General features: G+C 60.4%; 15 protein-coding genes. 9 read left to right on the forward strand and 6 right to left on the reverse strand.

Annotation, left to right across the window (positions count from 1 at the left end; all coding sequences use genetic code 11):
- Positions 1 to 39 precede the first annotated feature (39 nt).
- Both RGCCGE502_RS10780 and RGCCGE502_RS10785 read right to left on the reverse strand, forming a co-directional pair.
- A complete protein-coding gene (locus RGCCGE502_RS10780; protein WP_016554195.1) occupies positions 40 to 651 on the reverse strand; it encodes a pyridoxamine 5'-phosphate oxidase family protein in 612 nt (203 codons plus the stop codon).
- A gap of 49 nt (positions 652 to 700) precedes the next feature.
- On the reverse strand, positions 701 to 1654 hold the full coding sequence (locus RGCCGE502_RS10785; RefSeq protein WP_016554196.1) for an alpha/beta hydrolase: 954 nt from the start codon (positions 1652 to 1654) through the stop codon (positions 701 to 703).
- A 45-nt stretch (positions 1655 to 1699) separates the two neighbouring features.
- Here RGCCGE502_RS10785 and RGCCGE502_RS10790 point away from each other — a divergent pair, with 45 nt between their 5' ends.
- A complete protein-coding gene (locus RGCCGE502_RS10790) occupies positions 1700 to 2167 on the forward strand; it encodes a MarR family winged helix-turn-helix transcriptional regulator (protein WP_016554197.1) in 468 nt (155 codons plus the stop codon).
- 2 nt (positions 2168 to 2169) lie between these two features.
- Here the strand turns inward: RGCCGE502_RS10790 and RGCCGE502_RS10795 are convergent, their stop codons facing one another.
- Both RGCCGE502_RS10795 and RGCCGE502_RS10800 read right to left on the reverse strand, forming a co-directional pair.
- Positions 2170 to 3360 carry a low temperature requirement protein A gene (locus RGCCGE502_RS10795; RefSeq protein ID WP_016554198.1) on the reverse strand — a complete coding sequence of 397 codons (1191 nt, stop codon included), beginning with the start codon at positions 3358 to 3360 and terminating at the stop codon, positions 2170 to 2172.
- Positions 3361 to 3386: 26 nt separating this feature from the next.
- Complete coding sequence (locus RGCCGE502_RS10800; protein ID WP_016554199.1) at positions 3387 to 3761, reverse strand: gamma-butyrobetaine hydroxylase family protein; 375 nt, start codon at positions 3759 to 3761, stop codon at positions 3387 to 3389.
- Between the two features lie 133 nt (positions 3762 to 3894).
- Between RGCCGE502_RS10800 and moaA the strand changes: the two genes are divergently transcribed.
- A complete protein-coding gene (gene moaA, locus RGCCGE502_RS10805; protein ID WP_040674427.1) occupies positions 3895 to 4941 on the forward strand; it encodes a GTP 3',8-cyclase MoaA in 1047 nt (348 codons plus the stop codon).
- Positions 4942 to 4962: 21 nt separating this feature from the next.
- Here moaA and RGCCGE502_RS10810 read toward each other — a convergent pair whose 3' ends face one another.
- Entirely contained in the window at positions 4963 to 5733 is a 771-nt protein-coding gene (locus tag RGCCGE502_RS10810; protein WP_016554201.1) for an SDR family oxidoreductase, read from the reverse strand.
- Between the two features lie 202 nt (positions 5734 to 5935).
- Between RGCCGE502_RS10810 and RGCCGE502_RS10815 the strand changes: the two genes are divergently transcribed.
- From RGCCGE502_RS10815 to RGCCGE502_RS10830, 4 genes are read left to right on the forward strand one after another with little or no spacing between them, the layout of a single operon-like run.
- Positions 5936 to 6844, forward strand: a complete 909-nt coding sequence (locus RGCCGE502_RS10815; protein ID WP_016554202.1) for a DMT family transporter — start codon at positions 5936 to 5938, stop codon at positions 6842 to 6844.
- A gap of 7 nt (positions 6845 to 6851) precedes the next feature.
- Positions 6852 to 7484 (forward strand): molybdenum cofactor guanylyltransferase MobA, encoded by a 633-nt coding sequence (gene mobA, locus RGCCGE502_RS10820; protein WP_040674397.1) that lies wholly within the window; start codon positions 6852 to 6854, stop codon positions 7482 to 7484.
- A complete protein-coding gene (gene mobB / locus RGCCGE502_RS10825; protein ID WP_016554204.1) occupies positions 7484 to 7999 on the forward strand; it encodes a molybdopterin-guanine dinucleotide biosynthesis protein B in 516 nt (171 codons plus the stop codon). Before mobA ends, mobB begins: the two co-directional genes overlap by 1 nt.
- A gap of 22 nt (positions 8000 to 8021) precedes the next feature.
- On the forward strand, positions 8022 to 8810 hold the full coding sequence (locus tag RGCCGE502_RS10830; protein ID WP_016554205.1) for a GNAT family N-acetyltransferase: 789 nt from the start codon (positions 8022 to 8024) through the stop codon (positions 8808 to 8810).
- Positions 8811 to 8901: 91 nt separating this feature from the next.
- Here the strand turns inward: RGCCGE502_RS10830 and RGCCGE502_RS10835 are convergent, their stop codons facing one another.
- Complete coding sequence (locus RGCCGE502_RS10835; protein ID WP_019279866.1) at positions 8902 to 11169, reverse strand: OmpA family protein; 2268 nt, start codon at positions 11167 to 11169, stop codon at positions 8902 to 8904.
- Between the two features lie 324 nt (positions 11170 to 11493).
- On the opposite strand from RGCCGE502_RS10835, the gene RGCCGE502_RS10845 reads away from it, so the two are divergent.
- The 3 genes from RGCCGE502_RS10845 to RGCCGE502_RS10855 all read left to right on the forward strand — a co-directional run bounded on the left by RGCCGE502_RS10845 (position 11494) and on the right by RGCCGE502_RS10855 (position 14014).
- Positions 11494 to 12270, forward strand: a complete 777-nt coding sequence (locus RGCCGE502_RS10845; protein ID WP_016554208.1) for an ABC transporter substrate-binding protein — start codon at positions 11494 to 11496, stop codon at positions 12268 to 12270.
- 113 nt (positions 12271 to 12383) lie between these two features.
- Positions 12384 to 13187, forward strand: a complete 804-nt coding sequence (locus RGCCGE502_RS10850; protein WP_016554209.1) for an ABC transporter permease — start codon at positions 12384 to 12386, stop codon at positions 13185 to 13187.
- Positions 13184 to 14014, forward strand: coding sequence for an ABC transporter permease (locus RGCCGE502_RS10855; protein WP_016554210.1), 831 nt, complete (start codon positions 13184 to 13186; stop codon positions 14012 to 14014). Before RGCCGE502_RS10850 ends, RGCCGE502_RS10855 begins: the two co-directional genes overlap by 4 nt.
- The last annotated feature ends 155 nt before the right edge of the window (positions 14015 to 14169 follow it).

Genomic DNA, 14169 nt, shown 5'->3' on the forward strand with positions numbered 1-14169 from the left:
AACGTTCGTGAGACTGCCGCAAGCGCGAAAGCTCTGACGCTACCACATTGTCTTGGCTGCGCGCTCCGGCCACTCGCGATCATAGGTTTCGTAGTCGAAATCCCCTGTTGCCGCTTTCAGCATCATCCCGGGTGTCGGCAGGCTCTTCGGGTCAACGAATGTTTCCGGGTTCCATATCTCGGAACGGATCAGCGCCCGGGCGCATTGGAAATAGACCTCATTAATCGTGATGACGATCACCGTCCGCGGATGCTTTCCGTCCATCTCGAAGCTGGTCAGAACGGCTTCGTCATTCGTCACGACGCCCCACCCGTTGATGCGCATCGTGGTGTTCGAGCCAGGAACGAGGAACATCAGCGCCAGGCGCGGGTCGCGCACGATATTGGAGAGCGAGTCGACGCGATTGTTGCCACGCCAATCCGGCATATGCAGCGTCCTGTCGTCCACAATGCGCACGACGCCGCCGATGTCACCGCGCGGCGAACAGTCTAGTCCTTCGGGCCCCACTGTCGCCAGCGCCACGAAGGGTGATGCTTCGATCATCTCGCGGTAGAGAGGCGTCAGATAATCCGTCACCTTGGCCACGGATGCCTGCGTCAGCCCGCCAGCGTAGATCGCTGCGAGTCCCTCTACCGTTTCTATGATTTTCATGATTGTCCTGCCATGTTGTCCGGGCGGCCTTTAGCTGCCTAACGTGACGTTACAATGACATGCGCCGTGCCGGAAGCTCGAAAAGAGGAATGATCTCAGCATCTTTATCGACGGCTCCCTCGCCAAGGAAACCAGTGATCGCGTCGAATACCGGCCGCGCCGCGACGATTCGACGATGCCCGAAGCCATTCGCCCAATAGAGCCGCACAGTGTCGCCTGCCGCCGCATAGCGCCGAGCATGGATGTGGCTTACTTCCTTGTCATCCTCGGCATGCACGATCAGTACCGGACGTCGGATCGCGCCTGCCGCCTTGCTTGCATCGAATTCCTCCAGCCTCCGGCCGGTGACACGCCGTACCTCTTTCTCCAGCACATCCTGCGCTTTCCGCCGGAGCCCGATCATCTTGCCGAAATCCTTGAACAGCCAGTGCATCTCGCTCGGCGAGCCGATCAACGTCAGCTTCTCCGGCACGACGGCACGCACTCCCGGCAGCATGCCGGACGCGGCCACCATCAGAGCGGCACCACCGAAGGAATGGCCGATCGCCGCGTCGAAGGCGCCGAACCGTCGCTCTGCAGCCTCAATGGCCTTCACCGCCATTCCCATGTGCAGAACCCGCCCGGCCGCGCGTCCATGACCTGGAAAATCGACCGCAATCACCTCTGCACCCGAGGCAGCCAGCGTCTCCAAAAGATCCGCCATGTAGGCGCTGCTCGATCCCCAGCCGTGCGTCACAAGATAACGAGGGCGGCGTCCCAGAGCGCCACCATTCAATCGATAGGCATGGGCTTTTCCGCCGCCAGCAAGGCGGAGCGTGAACCGCTCCGCTCCGGCAAGCTTCGAGGCGCCGGCGGCATGTGCCGCTTTTGCCTTGTCACCCTTCGGCTTTGCCGAGGGCGTCATGCAGAAGAGGCGGAATGCGGCCTTCCCGGCGATGCGCGGCGAAACCGACTGCAACAGAGAGAATCCGAGGCGGGTGACCTTCAGCGCAAAGTTTGTCATAGTGGGAATCCAACAATGTTCAACACTGAACAATAAAGTACAACGATGAACAAAAATCAATCCCTACCCTGGGATCATCCGCGTTTTCGCAGCTGGATCGCCGTCGCACGCGCCTGCCAGCTGATGCAGCAGTCGCTCGGTCGCTCGCTAGCCGAACTGGATATAAAGACCCCGCATCTCGACATTCTGATCAATCTCTACCGCTTTGAAGGCATTTCGCAGCAGGAGCTTGCCCGCAAGCTGTTGGTCGGGCGCTCGAACATGAGCATGCTGCTTCCGCAGATGGAAAAGCGCGGATTGATCGAACGGCGCGGCGATGAGAAGGACAAGCGCGTGCTGCGTCTTTTCCTGACGCCGGAAGGCCGGGACGTCACCGAGAAGGCCATGGTCATCCAGACCGACCTCATCGAACGTGTGCTTTCACCCGAGCCGATCGAGCAGTGTATGGCAATGGCAGGCTCGATGGAACGGATCATCCGCGTGCTGCAGCGCGACCTTGTCGACGAAGACTGATCTTAGTGCACCGTCTCGCCGACCGCGGGTCCGGTAAGAGATCTGTACTCCCATGCAGCCACAAAGATCAGCACCAGCGTTGCCAGGATGCCGGCAAGGTAGAGCTCGATGAAGAGCGCGACAAAAGCGAGCAGGATCAGCAGGACGAGGCCTGCTAGGTGCGACAACGGCAGCCGCCCGCTGGTCGCTCCCTTGAACCAGAGATTGCCGGCAAGGAACAGGCCTGAGCCGCCGAGCACCGAAGCCATGACGCCGAGATTGCCAGTTTCGTGCGGATGCGAGAACATGAACTCGACCGCGACGGCATGAACGATGATGCCCGCCAGGATCGGAATATGGGCATAGGTAAAGGCCTGCCGTGCCAGACTTCCCGGCGTTTCTTCGTGCTCGATCCGATGCGCCGCCCGCTCGTGGCCAAAACGGAAATAGAGCCACCACATCGCCACCGTCCCGATAAAGCCGGTGAAGAAGACAACCGCCGTCAATTTTGAGAACGGCATTTCCGAGAATGTCCGTCCCGAAACCAGAACCGCCTCACCGAGGCAGATGATAACAAAAAGCGCGCAACGCTCGGCCATATGTGCGCCAGACACATCCCACTCGGTTGCGTTCGACTTGCCAAGCCCCGGCACTGCGAAGCTGCTCGCCGGCCCGGCATACTCGATGGCAAGCGCAATGACCCACGCGATCAATCGCGCCTCGTGTTCAAGGAAGCCACCGACGATCCAGAAGACACCGGAAACGATGAACCAGGTGCTGATACGCAAGAAGTTGCGCCAATTGGAAGCGCTACGATCCTTAAAGGCATAGGTCGTGAACAGCGATCGGCCGACCTGCATCAAAACGTAAGCACCAGCGAACAGCAGTCCCTTGTCGGCAAAGGCTTCGGGAATGGACGCGGACAGAACCAGACCGAGCAACATCAAAACCACGAGCATGATCCGAACAGGCATCTTGTCGGGATCGAGCCAATTTGTCGCCCAGGCGGTAAATATCCAAACCCACCAAACCGCGAAGGTCATCAGCCCGGCTTCAGCAGCCCCAAGCGGTGTGTAATGGGCGGCCAGCGCGTGCGAGAGCTGCGAGATCGAGAATACGAAGACGAGATCGAAGAACAATTCGAGAAAGGTGACCCTGCTACTGCCTGGACTACCCTTGGCGCGCAGCCAGTTTCGTTTGCTCTTTCCCGTCATGCATTCCCCCTTCTGGCAATTGTCGTTCAGCGCGGCTTCTCTGACGTGTCGCGATCCATGCCTTTCTCGCGCAACTCTTCTTCGTAGGCGGCAAAGAGATCCTCGCCACGCTCGCCGAGTTCGCGCAGATAGGTCCAGGTGTAGATGCCGGTATCGTGCATGTCATCGAACCCTATTCGCACGGCGTAGTTGCCGGTCGGCGTCAGGGAAATAATCGCGACGTTGCGCTTTCCTGGCACCGTCACTTTCTGTCCGGGCCCGTGCCCCTGCACTTCCGCTGACGGCGAAAGCACGCGCAGCATCTCGGCTGAAAGATCGAAGCTTCGCTCATCGTTGAACGTGACGATGAGGTGCTGCCGGTCTTTTGAAACTCTGAGTTCGGTCGGCCAGATATCGCTCATGATCCCATTCCCCTTCAAAATCACGAGTAGGCAATGGCGCTTGGTGAGGCAAGCGCAATTTGCCGCTCCCGAAAGCGTTTCCCTTGACGTGGCAATAGCCTATACGCACATTAGTAGCATTGCGGAGGCATTCGTGAACAGCAACGTCGGAACGACAGGCAGCGCATCGCCACTGGTTGCAGAGGCAAAACCAATGATCGACCCCTTCCAGCGGGCCGTGACCTATCTGCGCGTCTCGGTGACCGATCGCTGCGATTTCCGCTGCACCTATTGCATGGCTGAGCATATGACCTTCCTGCCGAAGCAGGAATTGCTCACCCTCGAAGAATTGCATCGGCTCTGTTCCGCCTTCATCGCCAAGGGCGTGCGCAAACTGAGGCTCACCGGCGGCGAGCCACTGGTGCGCAAGAACATCATGTATCTGGTGCGCGAGCTCGGCAAACAAATCGGCTCCGGTCTCGACGAGCTGACGCTGACCACCAACGGTTCGCAGCTTTCCCGCTTCGCCGATGAGCTCTACGCGTCGGGCGTTCGCCGCATCAATGTCTCGCTCGATACGCTCGATCCCGACAAGTTCCATCAGATCACGCGCTGGGGCGATTTTCACAAGGTGATGGAGGGCGTCGAGGCGGCCCAGAAGGCCGGTCTGAAGGTCAAGCTGAATGCGGTGGCGCTGAAGGATTTCAACGACAGCGAAATGCCCGAGATGATCCGCTTCGCGCATGGCCGCGGCATGGATCTGACCGTCATCGAAACCATGCCGATGGGCGAGATCGAGGAAGACCGGACGGATCGCTACCTGCCTCTGTCGAAGCTCAGGGCCGATCTAGAACAACAGTTCACGCTCTCCGACATTGGCTACCGCACCGGCGGGCCTGCCCGCTATGTCGAAGTGAAGGAAACTGGCGGCCGACTCGGCTTCATAACGCCGATGACCCATAATTTCTGCGAGAGCTGTAACCGCGTGCGGCTGACCTGCACCGGGACGCTCTACATGTGCCTCGGCCAGAACGATGCAGCCGATCTTCGCGCCGCCGTCCGCGCCACCCCGGACGATGGGCTGCTCTATGCGGCGATCGACGAGGCGATCTCGCGCAAGCCGAAGGGTCACGACTTCATCATCGACCGCACCCACAACCGCCCGGCGGTTGCCCGCCACATGAGCGTCACCGGCGGGTGACGCCAACGGGATTCGGGTAAATCAGGTCCGGTTGATCGAGACCCCTCCGTCGGCCAGCATCGATGTTCCGGTCACGAAGCTTGCCATATCCGACCCCAGGAAAAGTGCTGCCCTGGCGATTTCCTCTGGCTGCGCCAAGCGCTTCAGCGCGTGCAGGCCATGGATGAAGGCGACAAGCTGCATATCCGGATTTTCGAAGTTGGCCGGATTCAGCGCGGTGTCGGTGCCACCTGGCAACAGCGCATTAACACGGATGTTTTTTGGACCGAGTTCGGCAGCAAGCACCTGCACCAGCCCGGTCAGCCCGGCCTTGCTCGCCGCGTAGGCGCCCATCCCTGGCATCCCCGCAGTATGGCCGACGAAGGTCGAAGTGAAGACGATCGATCCACCGCCGCGGTCAATCATCGCCGGCACCTGGTATTTCGCCGCCAGAAACGCACTGGTCAGATTGAGCGCCAGCATTTCGTTCCAGCCAGCTAGCGACACGTCTGCCACCGGCGCCGATTCGCCGGTGCCGCCGGCATTGTTGAAGGCGACGTCGAGACCGCCGAAGCGCTCGACCGCCACCTCGACCAGCCGCCGGTTCAAAGCTTCCTCGCGCACGTCACCGGCAACGGCTACGGCCTCGCCACCCGCATGCTCGATCTCTTCGACCAGCATACCGAGTTCGGCCTCGCGCCGCGCCGCAACGACGAGCCGCGCGCCTTCGGCTGCAAAGAGTTTGGCTGCTGCCCGGCCGATACCTGAGCTCGCCCCCGTTATGATTGCGACCTTACCATCCAGATATCTCATGTCGGAACCTCCGCTTGTTGTTCGCGGTATTCCAAATCTCAGACATCGGGACGCGCTGCCACCCGTTTCCTGCCCACGCCTGCCCGCACCGCCTGTGTCATTGTGCACTGCGCAATCGAATTATCGCGACTGTGGCTTTCGATCGATTCCCTTGGCGACAGGCACCTTCTAAAAGGACGTGTACGAGAATCGGAATATCGACATGCCGCGGTCCCGCAATACCCAGGGCGCCATCTACATGAGTTCGGCCATGGCCGGATTTTCCTGCAGCGACGCACTTTCCAAGTCAGTTATCGCCTCCATGAATGCCGGCCAGATCATGTGTCTGCGCGGCCTGTTCACGAGCATTTTCGTCTACTTCATTGCCCGTCACATGGGGGCGCTGCGTCCGTGGCGCATCATCCTGAAACCGATGATCATCATCCGCGTCATCTGCGAGATATTGGCAGCGGTGACTTACATTACCGCTCTTGGAATGATGCCGATCGCGAACGCATCCGCCATCCTGCAATCGCTTCCTCTGGTTGTTACCTTCGGTGCGGCGCTATTCTTCCGCGAGCCTGTCGGTTGGCGTCGCTGGTCAGCTATCCTCGTCGGCTTGATTGGCGTGCTGATCATTATCCGGCCCGGACCGGACGGTTTCACGGCGGCCGCTCTCCTCTGCGTCGGCAGCGTCCTCACCACAGCCGGCCGCGACCTCGCCACCCGCGGTATTGGCCGCGAGATCCCTTCGCTGATGATCACAGTGGTAACGGCCGTCTCGGTGACGGTCGTCGGCGCCTTGCTGACGCCGCTGCTTGGCGGTTGGGAGCCAGTCAGCCTGACATCGCTGTCCCATCTGCTGCTCGCCGCCATTCTGGTGCTGATCGGCTACCAGTCGGTGATCATGGCGATGCGAACGGGGGAAATCTCCTTCGTGGCGCCATTCCGCTACACCAGCCTGATCTTCTCGACATTGCTGGGCTTCGTCTTCTTCGCGGAGTTTCCCGATCTCTGGACGCTGGCGGGTGCTGCAGTGGTCATAGCGTCCGGCCTCTACACGTTCTATCGTGAGGCCAAGCGCCATGTGCCGCCCGTCGCCCAGGAATCCGAGCCGAGAACACCCGTCTGAGGCAATCATGAACGATTTTGCGCTAGATAGATCCAATATACCGGGTGTGGTCCTGGCGGGCGGGCGCTCTTCCCGCATGGGCCGCGACAAAGCCTCCGTGCGCCTCAACGGCCGCAGCCTGCTCGAGCGCGTCATCGAACAGCTTGAGCCCCAAGTGAGCACCCTTGCGGTCAATGCCGATGCGGCGCCGGAAAATTGCCGGCATTTGTTCATTCCTGATATAATTCCCGGCAAAGCGGGACCGATGGCTGGCATTCACGCGGCGATGGCCTACGGCTCAACGCTGACGGGGGTGACGCACGTGATGAGCGTTTCTGTCGACAGTCCGTTCTTTCCCAACGACCTCGTCGATTGGCTTGCCGGCGCCATCGATGCGCCTTTGAAGATTGCTATCGCCGCCTCGGAAGGCCGCAGCCATCCGGTGTTCGGCTTATGGCCCGTTAAGCTTGCCGGTGATCTCGAAGCCTGGATTGCCACCGATGAAAAACGCCGCGTTCGGGACTTCCTCTTACGGCATGACGTAAGGGAAGTTGACTTCCCACTGCGTCCGACACGGGCGAGCCTCCTCGATCCGTTCTTCAACGTCAACACGCCCGACGACCTCAAAGAGGCGGAACGCTGGCTGAAGGTGCTGGTCTGATGGACAAGCCGAAGGTCTTTGGCATCGCCGGTTGGAAGAACTCTGGCAAGACGGGCTTGGCCGTCCGCCTCGTCGAGGAATTCACCAGCCGCGGTTACAGCATTTCCACGATCAAGCACGCCCATCATGACTTCGACATTGACAAGGTCGGCGCCGACAGCTACCGCCATCGGCAGGCCGGCGCGCAAGAAGTCACCATCGTTTCCGGGACGCGCTATGCCATCATGCATGAGTTGCGCGGCGCCCCGGAGCCGACATTCGAAGAAATCCTTGGCCGCATCGCGCCCTGTGACCTCGTCTTGATCGAGGGCTATAAGCGCGAGCCGATTCCAAAGATCGAAGCCCGTCGTTTTGACTCCGCGAACCAGGAACCTCTCGCGCCGACGGATCCTTTCATCGTCGCCATTGCGACCGATCACCCGATCGCCGAAGGCTTTCTGCCGGTCTTCAATCTGGACGACACCGGGGCGATCGCAGATTTCATTTCGGGCATAGTGGAACTACCTGCAAAGTAGAAAACCTTGTTGCGAGGGAGCAATGACCTACTACGGCACGGAAAAGCAGCAGCGCTTGCAGCGTCAGTCCGACGAGGCGCAGCCTAAAATCGCTGCCACGCCGGGCCTTGTGCAAGCCGGGCGGTTCTTCTCGGTCGACAACTTCGACCTCATCGACTGGGCATTTGTCGACGAGCGCCTCGCCCAGGACGGCGTCTTCGGCTTCCGCATGATGTCGGCGACATGCATCGAGGACATCCGTCTGAAGCTGGGGCCGTCCTATCGCGTTGACGTGTGGAGTGTCTGCAGGGCGGATCGCACGGCGGCGACGCGAGCCTGCACCGCGATCCTGGAGGATGACATTCCCGGTGGCTTAACGCGTGTCAATCTGACGGCCGATCCCGGCGACGACGCTGTCAGAGCTGTGCAGACATGCATGGCGGAAAATGGCATAGCGCCATTTTCAGGCGCCATGCTGGCTGGCAACATAGTCCCCGCGGTCACCATCGCCCTCGCTGACGCTCAAGGTCATGTCGTCGCAACCGCTCATGCGAATATTCCTTTCAACACCCACAGCAAACACTCAGGCACCGCCTGGGTCGGTTTGATCGCCGTCGCGGCGCAACAGCGTGGAAAGGGACTTGGTCGGCTTGTCAATGCCCTAGCGGTCAGAGCGGCCTTCGAAACGCTGGGGGCAGACGAAGTGGTTGAGTTCGTCCACGCTGACAACATCATTTCACGCCGGATGATTGAGGCCTGCAGCCTCCGCCTCGTTCCCGGTATTCTTTGCGGGCTTGCAACACCAATCGTCGACGCTCGCTTTACGACCTGAGGCTCGGCAACCGCCACCAACATTGCAGCGTGAGCAAAAGAAAAAAGCCGCCGGTCTCCCGGCGGCTTCCCATCAGCTCTTGGCTGTCAGCTCAGTTGCGCGAAGCGACCGGGCGAACGAGCGCCGTCACGCGACGAATGGTAACGCGGCGGTTTTCCTGGTTCGGTCCCTGCGTATTTACCTTGAGGTAACGCTCGCCGTAGCCCTGCGTTGCCAGGTTTTCAGGCGGGATCCCGTAAACGTCGGTCATGACGTTCGCGACGGATTCAGCGCGCTGATCCGACAAGACGAGGTTGCTCTGGTCAGACCCCACAGCGTCCGTGTGACCTTCGATCAGAAAGGTTTCCGACGGATCCTTGCGCAGGACCTCATTGATGGCATCTGCAACCTTGCGCAGGCTGCGCGCCTGGCTCATCGGGATTTCGGCACTGCCCGTCGCAAAGGTGATCGTATCGAGGTCGATGCGGCGAACCTTGTCGCGGATACGTGCCGAGTACTTCACTTCATTAAGCGAATAGACACGCTCTACCGGTTCCACCGGCGGCTCGCGTAGGAAGTCGTAGTAGTCGCGGCCATCATCGCTGCTCGTGTCCATTATGTAGTCATCGAGCGGAATGCGCAGGCGCATCGGCGGCAGGTCGCGACCCGGATCTTCGAAGTAGCCACGGTCCGGATCTTCGTAGAGGTCAGGCGAATAGTAGAGAACCGATTCGCGGCCTCGGTTGTCGAGGCGCGACCGCTGGATGATATCGCCATAGCGATTGCGGATCGTCACGATCTGATAGCCGTCACGGTCGATGGTCTCGCGGTAGCGATCCCGCGGCAGCTGCTCGTAAATCGGACGTTCGCCATCCCGCAGGAAGCGCCTGTCGTCATCGCCGCGAACGATCGTCTGGTTGTTGATCTGGATGATCACGCGATTGTCGTCGCCGCGCTCACCGAAACGTGCACCTTCCGGCCTGTCGAACTGCGGACGCCTGTCGAGGCGCCGGCCCTCTTCGCTGGTGACGGCTTCGATCTTGATCGGAGCGGCCTTGGCGCCTTCGGTTATGATCTGGGCGTCGGCATCGGACTTCGGGACGCGGAAGTTCTGCTCCTGTCCACGCTGCCTGTCGCGGTCACGGCGCGACTGGACCCCACCGGAGCGATCGGCGTCCTTGTCGCTATCGAGAACGGCAGCACCGTTTTCAACCGGAAGAACGACGGTTTCCGTGCTCTTGCTCGGATCCGCAGCAATCTCCTTACGACGCTCAAGCTCCTTAGGCGTGACTTTCTCCGGAGCAGGGATAGCCTGCTCTGCCTGACCCGCTGCAGGCTGGTCAGTCGGCTGCGCCGGGATTTGTTCGCCCTGCTGCGCAGGGGGCTCAGCTGGCTGAAGCGCGGGAGCCTGCTCACCCTGCTGCTGAGCTGGCTGCGTGCCGCCGGGCTGGGCCTCGGTTGCCGGCTCCTGTGCGGGAACAGACGGCTTTTCGGCCGTAGGCGCTTCCTGCGGCTTAGGAGCCTTTTCAGGTGCGGGCGACTCCTGCGGAACAGGCGTCTTTTCCGCGGCCGGTGCCTGCGGTTCCTCCTGCTGCTGAGCCGACTTCTTGCGCGGCTTCACCGGCTGTTCCGAGCCATCCGTGGCTTGCTTGCTTGCCTTGCCCTTTGGCTGCGGCTCTTCAGCCTGCGGCTGCGCCTGCTCCTGCTGCGGGGCCGCCTGTTCGGTCTGCGGTTGTGGCGCTGGCTCTTCCTGCGATGGCTGCTTGTCACGCTTGCGACGCGGCTTTTCCTGGCTTTCCGCAGGCTGCTGTTCCTGGGCCGCCGGCGCTATCTGATCCTGCGGAGCCGCGGGCTCTGCCTGCTCGGCGGCCGGCTGCCGCTTCTTGCGCGGTTTTTCGACAGGGGCTGCTTCCTGCAACTGCTGTTCCTGGGCCGGGGCTATCTGCTCCTGCGGAGCCGCGGGCTCTGCCTGCTCCGCGGCCGGCTGCCGCTTCTTGCGCGGTTTTTCTACGGGGGCTGCCTCCTGCAACTGCTGTTCGACGACAGGCTCTTGCTGTGGCGCGGGCTGTGCTTCTGCTGCCGGCTCGCGCTGCTTGCGTGGCTTTTCGGCAGGCGCTTCCTGCGATTGCTGTGGCTGCTCCTGGGAGGCCGGCGCCTGTTCTTCACCGCCGCCGCCGTGCTGCTTGTGGTGCTTCTTCAGAAGCTCTTCGTCGGAGGGCGCATCCTGTGCAACTTCGAAGCTGCCCGCGACTGCTTGCGGCGCTGTGCGAACCTGTTCAACGCTGGCAACTGCTGCAAAGGAATGTACTGGAGGGATTACGAGCGACAGCGACAACAGCGGAAAGGCGGCACTGGCAAACAATCTGGATTTCATTCCCATAGGGGCTCCTCGTTGTACTTTATGTTCTTGAGACGCAGTCGTGGCCGCGTCCGATTTTGGGGCATTCACCCACGGCGAAAACCGCGCGGGGACTGCATTTGTTCCACGAGTCTTAGGAACTGGACTATTAACCCGGTATGAATGTGGCAGTGCGGCATTGTTCATCTTCGCCATAGTTGACCGTTCGCCGCGCCCCCTGCGATTCCAGTTGCAATTCCTCAAAAAAAGGTTTGAGTATCGCGCCAAGGCAGCGCCCAGCGCCGCCCTGCTCAGCCGCCGTCCAAAAGAAGAACACGAGCGGCAGCACCAACAGAGAGGACTAACATGCGTATCTCCACCCGTATTCTCGCCGCCGCTTCTGTCGCCGCGATGTCTCTTTTCGCAGGCGCCGCCATGGCTGATGGTGAGAAGTATGTCATCGGCACCGACTCGACCTATCCGCCCTTCGAATATGTTGACGCCAGTGGCCAGTTCCTGGGCTTCGACATGGATATCGCCCGCGCACTCTGCGCCGAGATGAAGGCCGACTGCACCATCGTCAGCAGCGATTGGGACGGCATCATTCCAGCACTCCAGGCCAAGAAGTTCGACATGATCATCTCGTCCATGTCGATCACGCCTGAGCGCTCGAAGCTCGTCGACTTCACCAACAAGTACTACAACACCCCGCCGGCAATCGCCGTGCCGAAGGATTCGACCATCACCGACGTTGCCGGCCTGAAGGGCAAGACGATCGGCGCGCAAACCTCGACCACCCACTCGAACTACGCTGAAAAGCACCTGCCCGACACCGAGCTGAAGCTCTACCCGACGGCAGACGAATACAAGCTCGACATCGCGAACGGCCGTGTTGACGCCGTCATCGACGACATCGTCGTGCTGTCGCAGTGGGTCAAGTCGGATGCCGGCGCATGCTGCAAGATCCTGACGCCGCTCCCGGTCGACAAGGAAATCAACGGCGTTGGTGCAGGCATTGCCGTCCGCAAGGGCGACGACGCGCTGCGCGAAAAGCTGAACACTGCGATCGCTGCGATCCGCACCAGCGGTGAGTACAAGAAGATCCAGGACAAGTACTTCGACTTCAACGTTTACGGCGAATAAGAAAAGCTGTAGGTCGCTCATAAAGCTGATGGCGGAAGGCTTGCTCTTCCGCCATTTTTGTTTGACAAGGATGGAAAGATCAAAGCGGTACAAACCGCGAGGGGAAAACTGGCATGGGCGGATTATTTTCCGCGCTGGGCTCATTGTGGGCCTGGATTGGGCATATCTTCGATCCGCTTTGCGGACCTGCAGGACTCTTCACCTGGTTCGGCTCTTCGACGATCCTGGCCTGCGGCGACACTGGTTGGGGCGATGAGATCGCCGCCGGCCTGAAGGTCACCGTTGCAGTCGCTCTGGTAACGCTGCCGATCGGATTGATCATCGGCTTTCTCGTGGCACTCGGCCAGCAGTCGGAAGAGAAATCGGTCCGCCTGGCCGCCGGCATCTACACCACGATCTTCCGCGGCCTGCCGGAACTGCTGACGCTATTCATTATCTATTACGGCATGCAGATCCTGATTCAGTCGGTCCTCGCCTCCTTCGGATACGAGGGCCGCATCGAGATCAATGCCTTCTTCGCGGGCATGATTGCCCTTTCGGTCGTATTCTCCGCCTATTGCTCCGAAGTGCTGCTGTCGGCTTTCCGCGCCATTCCCAAGGGCCAATACGAGGCCGGCGACGCCTTGGGCTTCCATCGCGGCCGCACCCTGTTCCTTATCGTGCTGCCGCAGCTGGTGCGCATCGCCCTGCCCGGCCTGGTGAACCTCTGGATGATCCTGCTCAAGGACACGTCCTACGTCTCGATCATCGGCCTTGCGGATATCCTGCGCCAAACGGGCGTCGCAGTTAAGGTCACCAAGCAGGCGTTCCTCTTCTATACCGTTGCCTGCGCTCTCTATCTCGGTCTCGCGGTTATTTCCTCCTTCGGGCTCAGCTACATCGAGCGGTGGGCCAAGCGCTCGGAGATCAGCCGATGAGCCATGCCCAGACCCTCATTCCGGCGCAGCCGGCGCCGAAGCAAGCGCACAAGCCGATCACCGTTGCACGGATCACCGGTTACGTCGTCGTCGCTCTCTGGATCCTTCTTGCCGCCGCGCTGATTGCAATGGTGGTCAGCGGTTGGGATCCGGAAAAATTTACCCGCTACGGTCCCCGCTATCTGCATGGCCTGTACACGACGATCATGCTCGTGGTGATCTCGGTTTTCTTTGGTGCCATCCTCTCCTTGCCGCTGGCCTTTGCTCGCATGTCGAAGAACAAGGTCGTCAACGGCATCGCCTATTGCTACGTCTACGTGTTCCGCGGCACCCCGCTGCTCGCCCAGCTCTTCCTCATTTACTACGGCCTCGGTGGCTTCCGGCCGCAATTGGAAGCGGTCGGACTTTGGTGGTTCTTCCGCGACGCATGGTTTTGCGGTCTGTTTTCAATGACCATCAACACCGCCGCCTATCAGGCGGAAATTCTGCGCGGCGCCATCCAGAGTGTTCCGCGCGGCCAGCACGAGGCCGCGGCTTCGCTCGGAATCCACAAGGTCATCGCCTTCCGCAAGATCATCCTGCCGCAGGCGCTGATTGTCGCCCTACGCCCCTACGGCAACGAGATCATCTTGTTGATCAAGGGCTCAGCGGTCGTCGCGATCATCACCGTTCTCGACCTGATGGGTGAAACGCGCTACGCCTTCTCGCGCACCTTCGATTACCAGACATACCTTTGGGCGGCGATCTTCTACCTCACCATGGTCGAAGCGTTGCGCCATCTCTGGGCTTGGATCGAGCGCCGCCTCACCCGCCACCTGAAGCGCTGAAGAGCTTGGCAGCACTCACCGCCGATAGCTGCCAACGACTTGAAATTAAAAGACAAATCCATGAGACACTAGCAATTCGCCAAGCTTGGGTTAAGCTTGTCGTGGTTCCATTTCAAGGATCGCTAATACGCGATCATTGGAACCAGAAGCGAGAC

It is taken from the genome of Rhizobium grahamii CCGE 502, assembly GCF_000298315.2.
Taxonomy (GTDB): Bacteria; Pseudomonadota; Alphaproteobacteria; order Rhizobiales; family Rhizobiaceae; genus Rhizobium; species Rhizobium grahamii.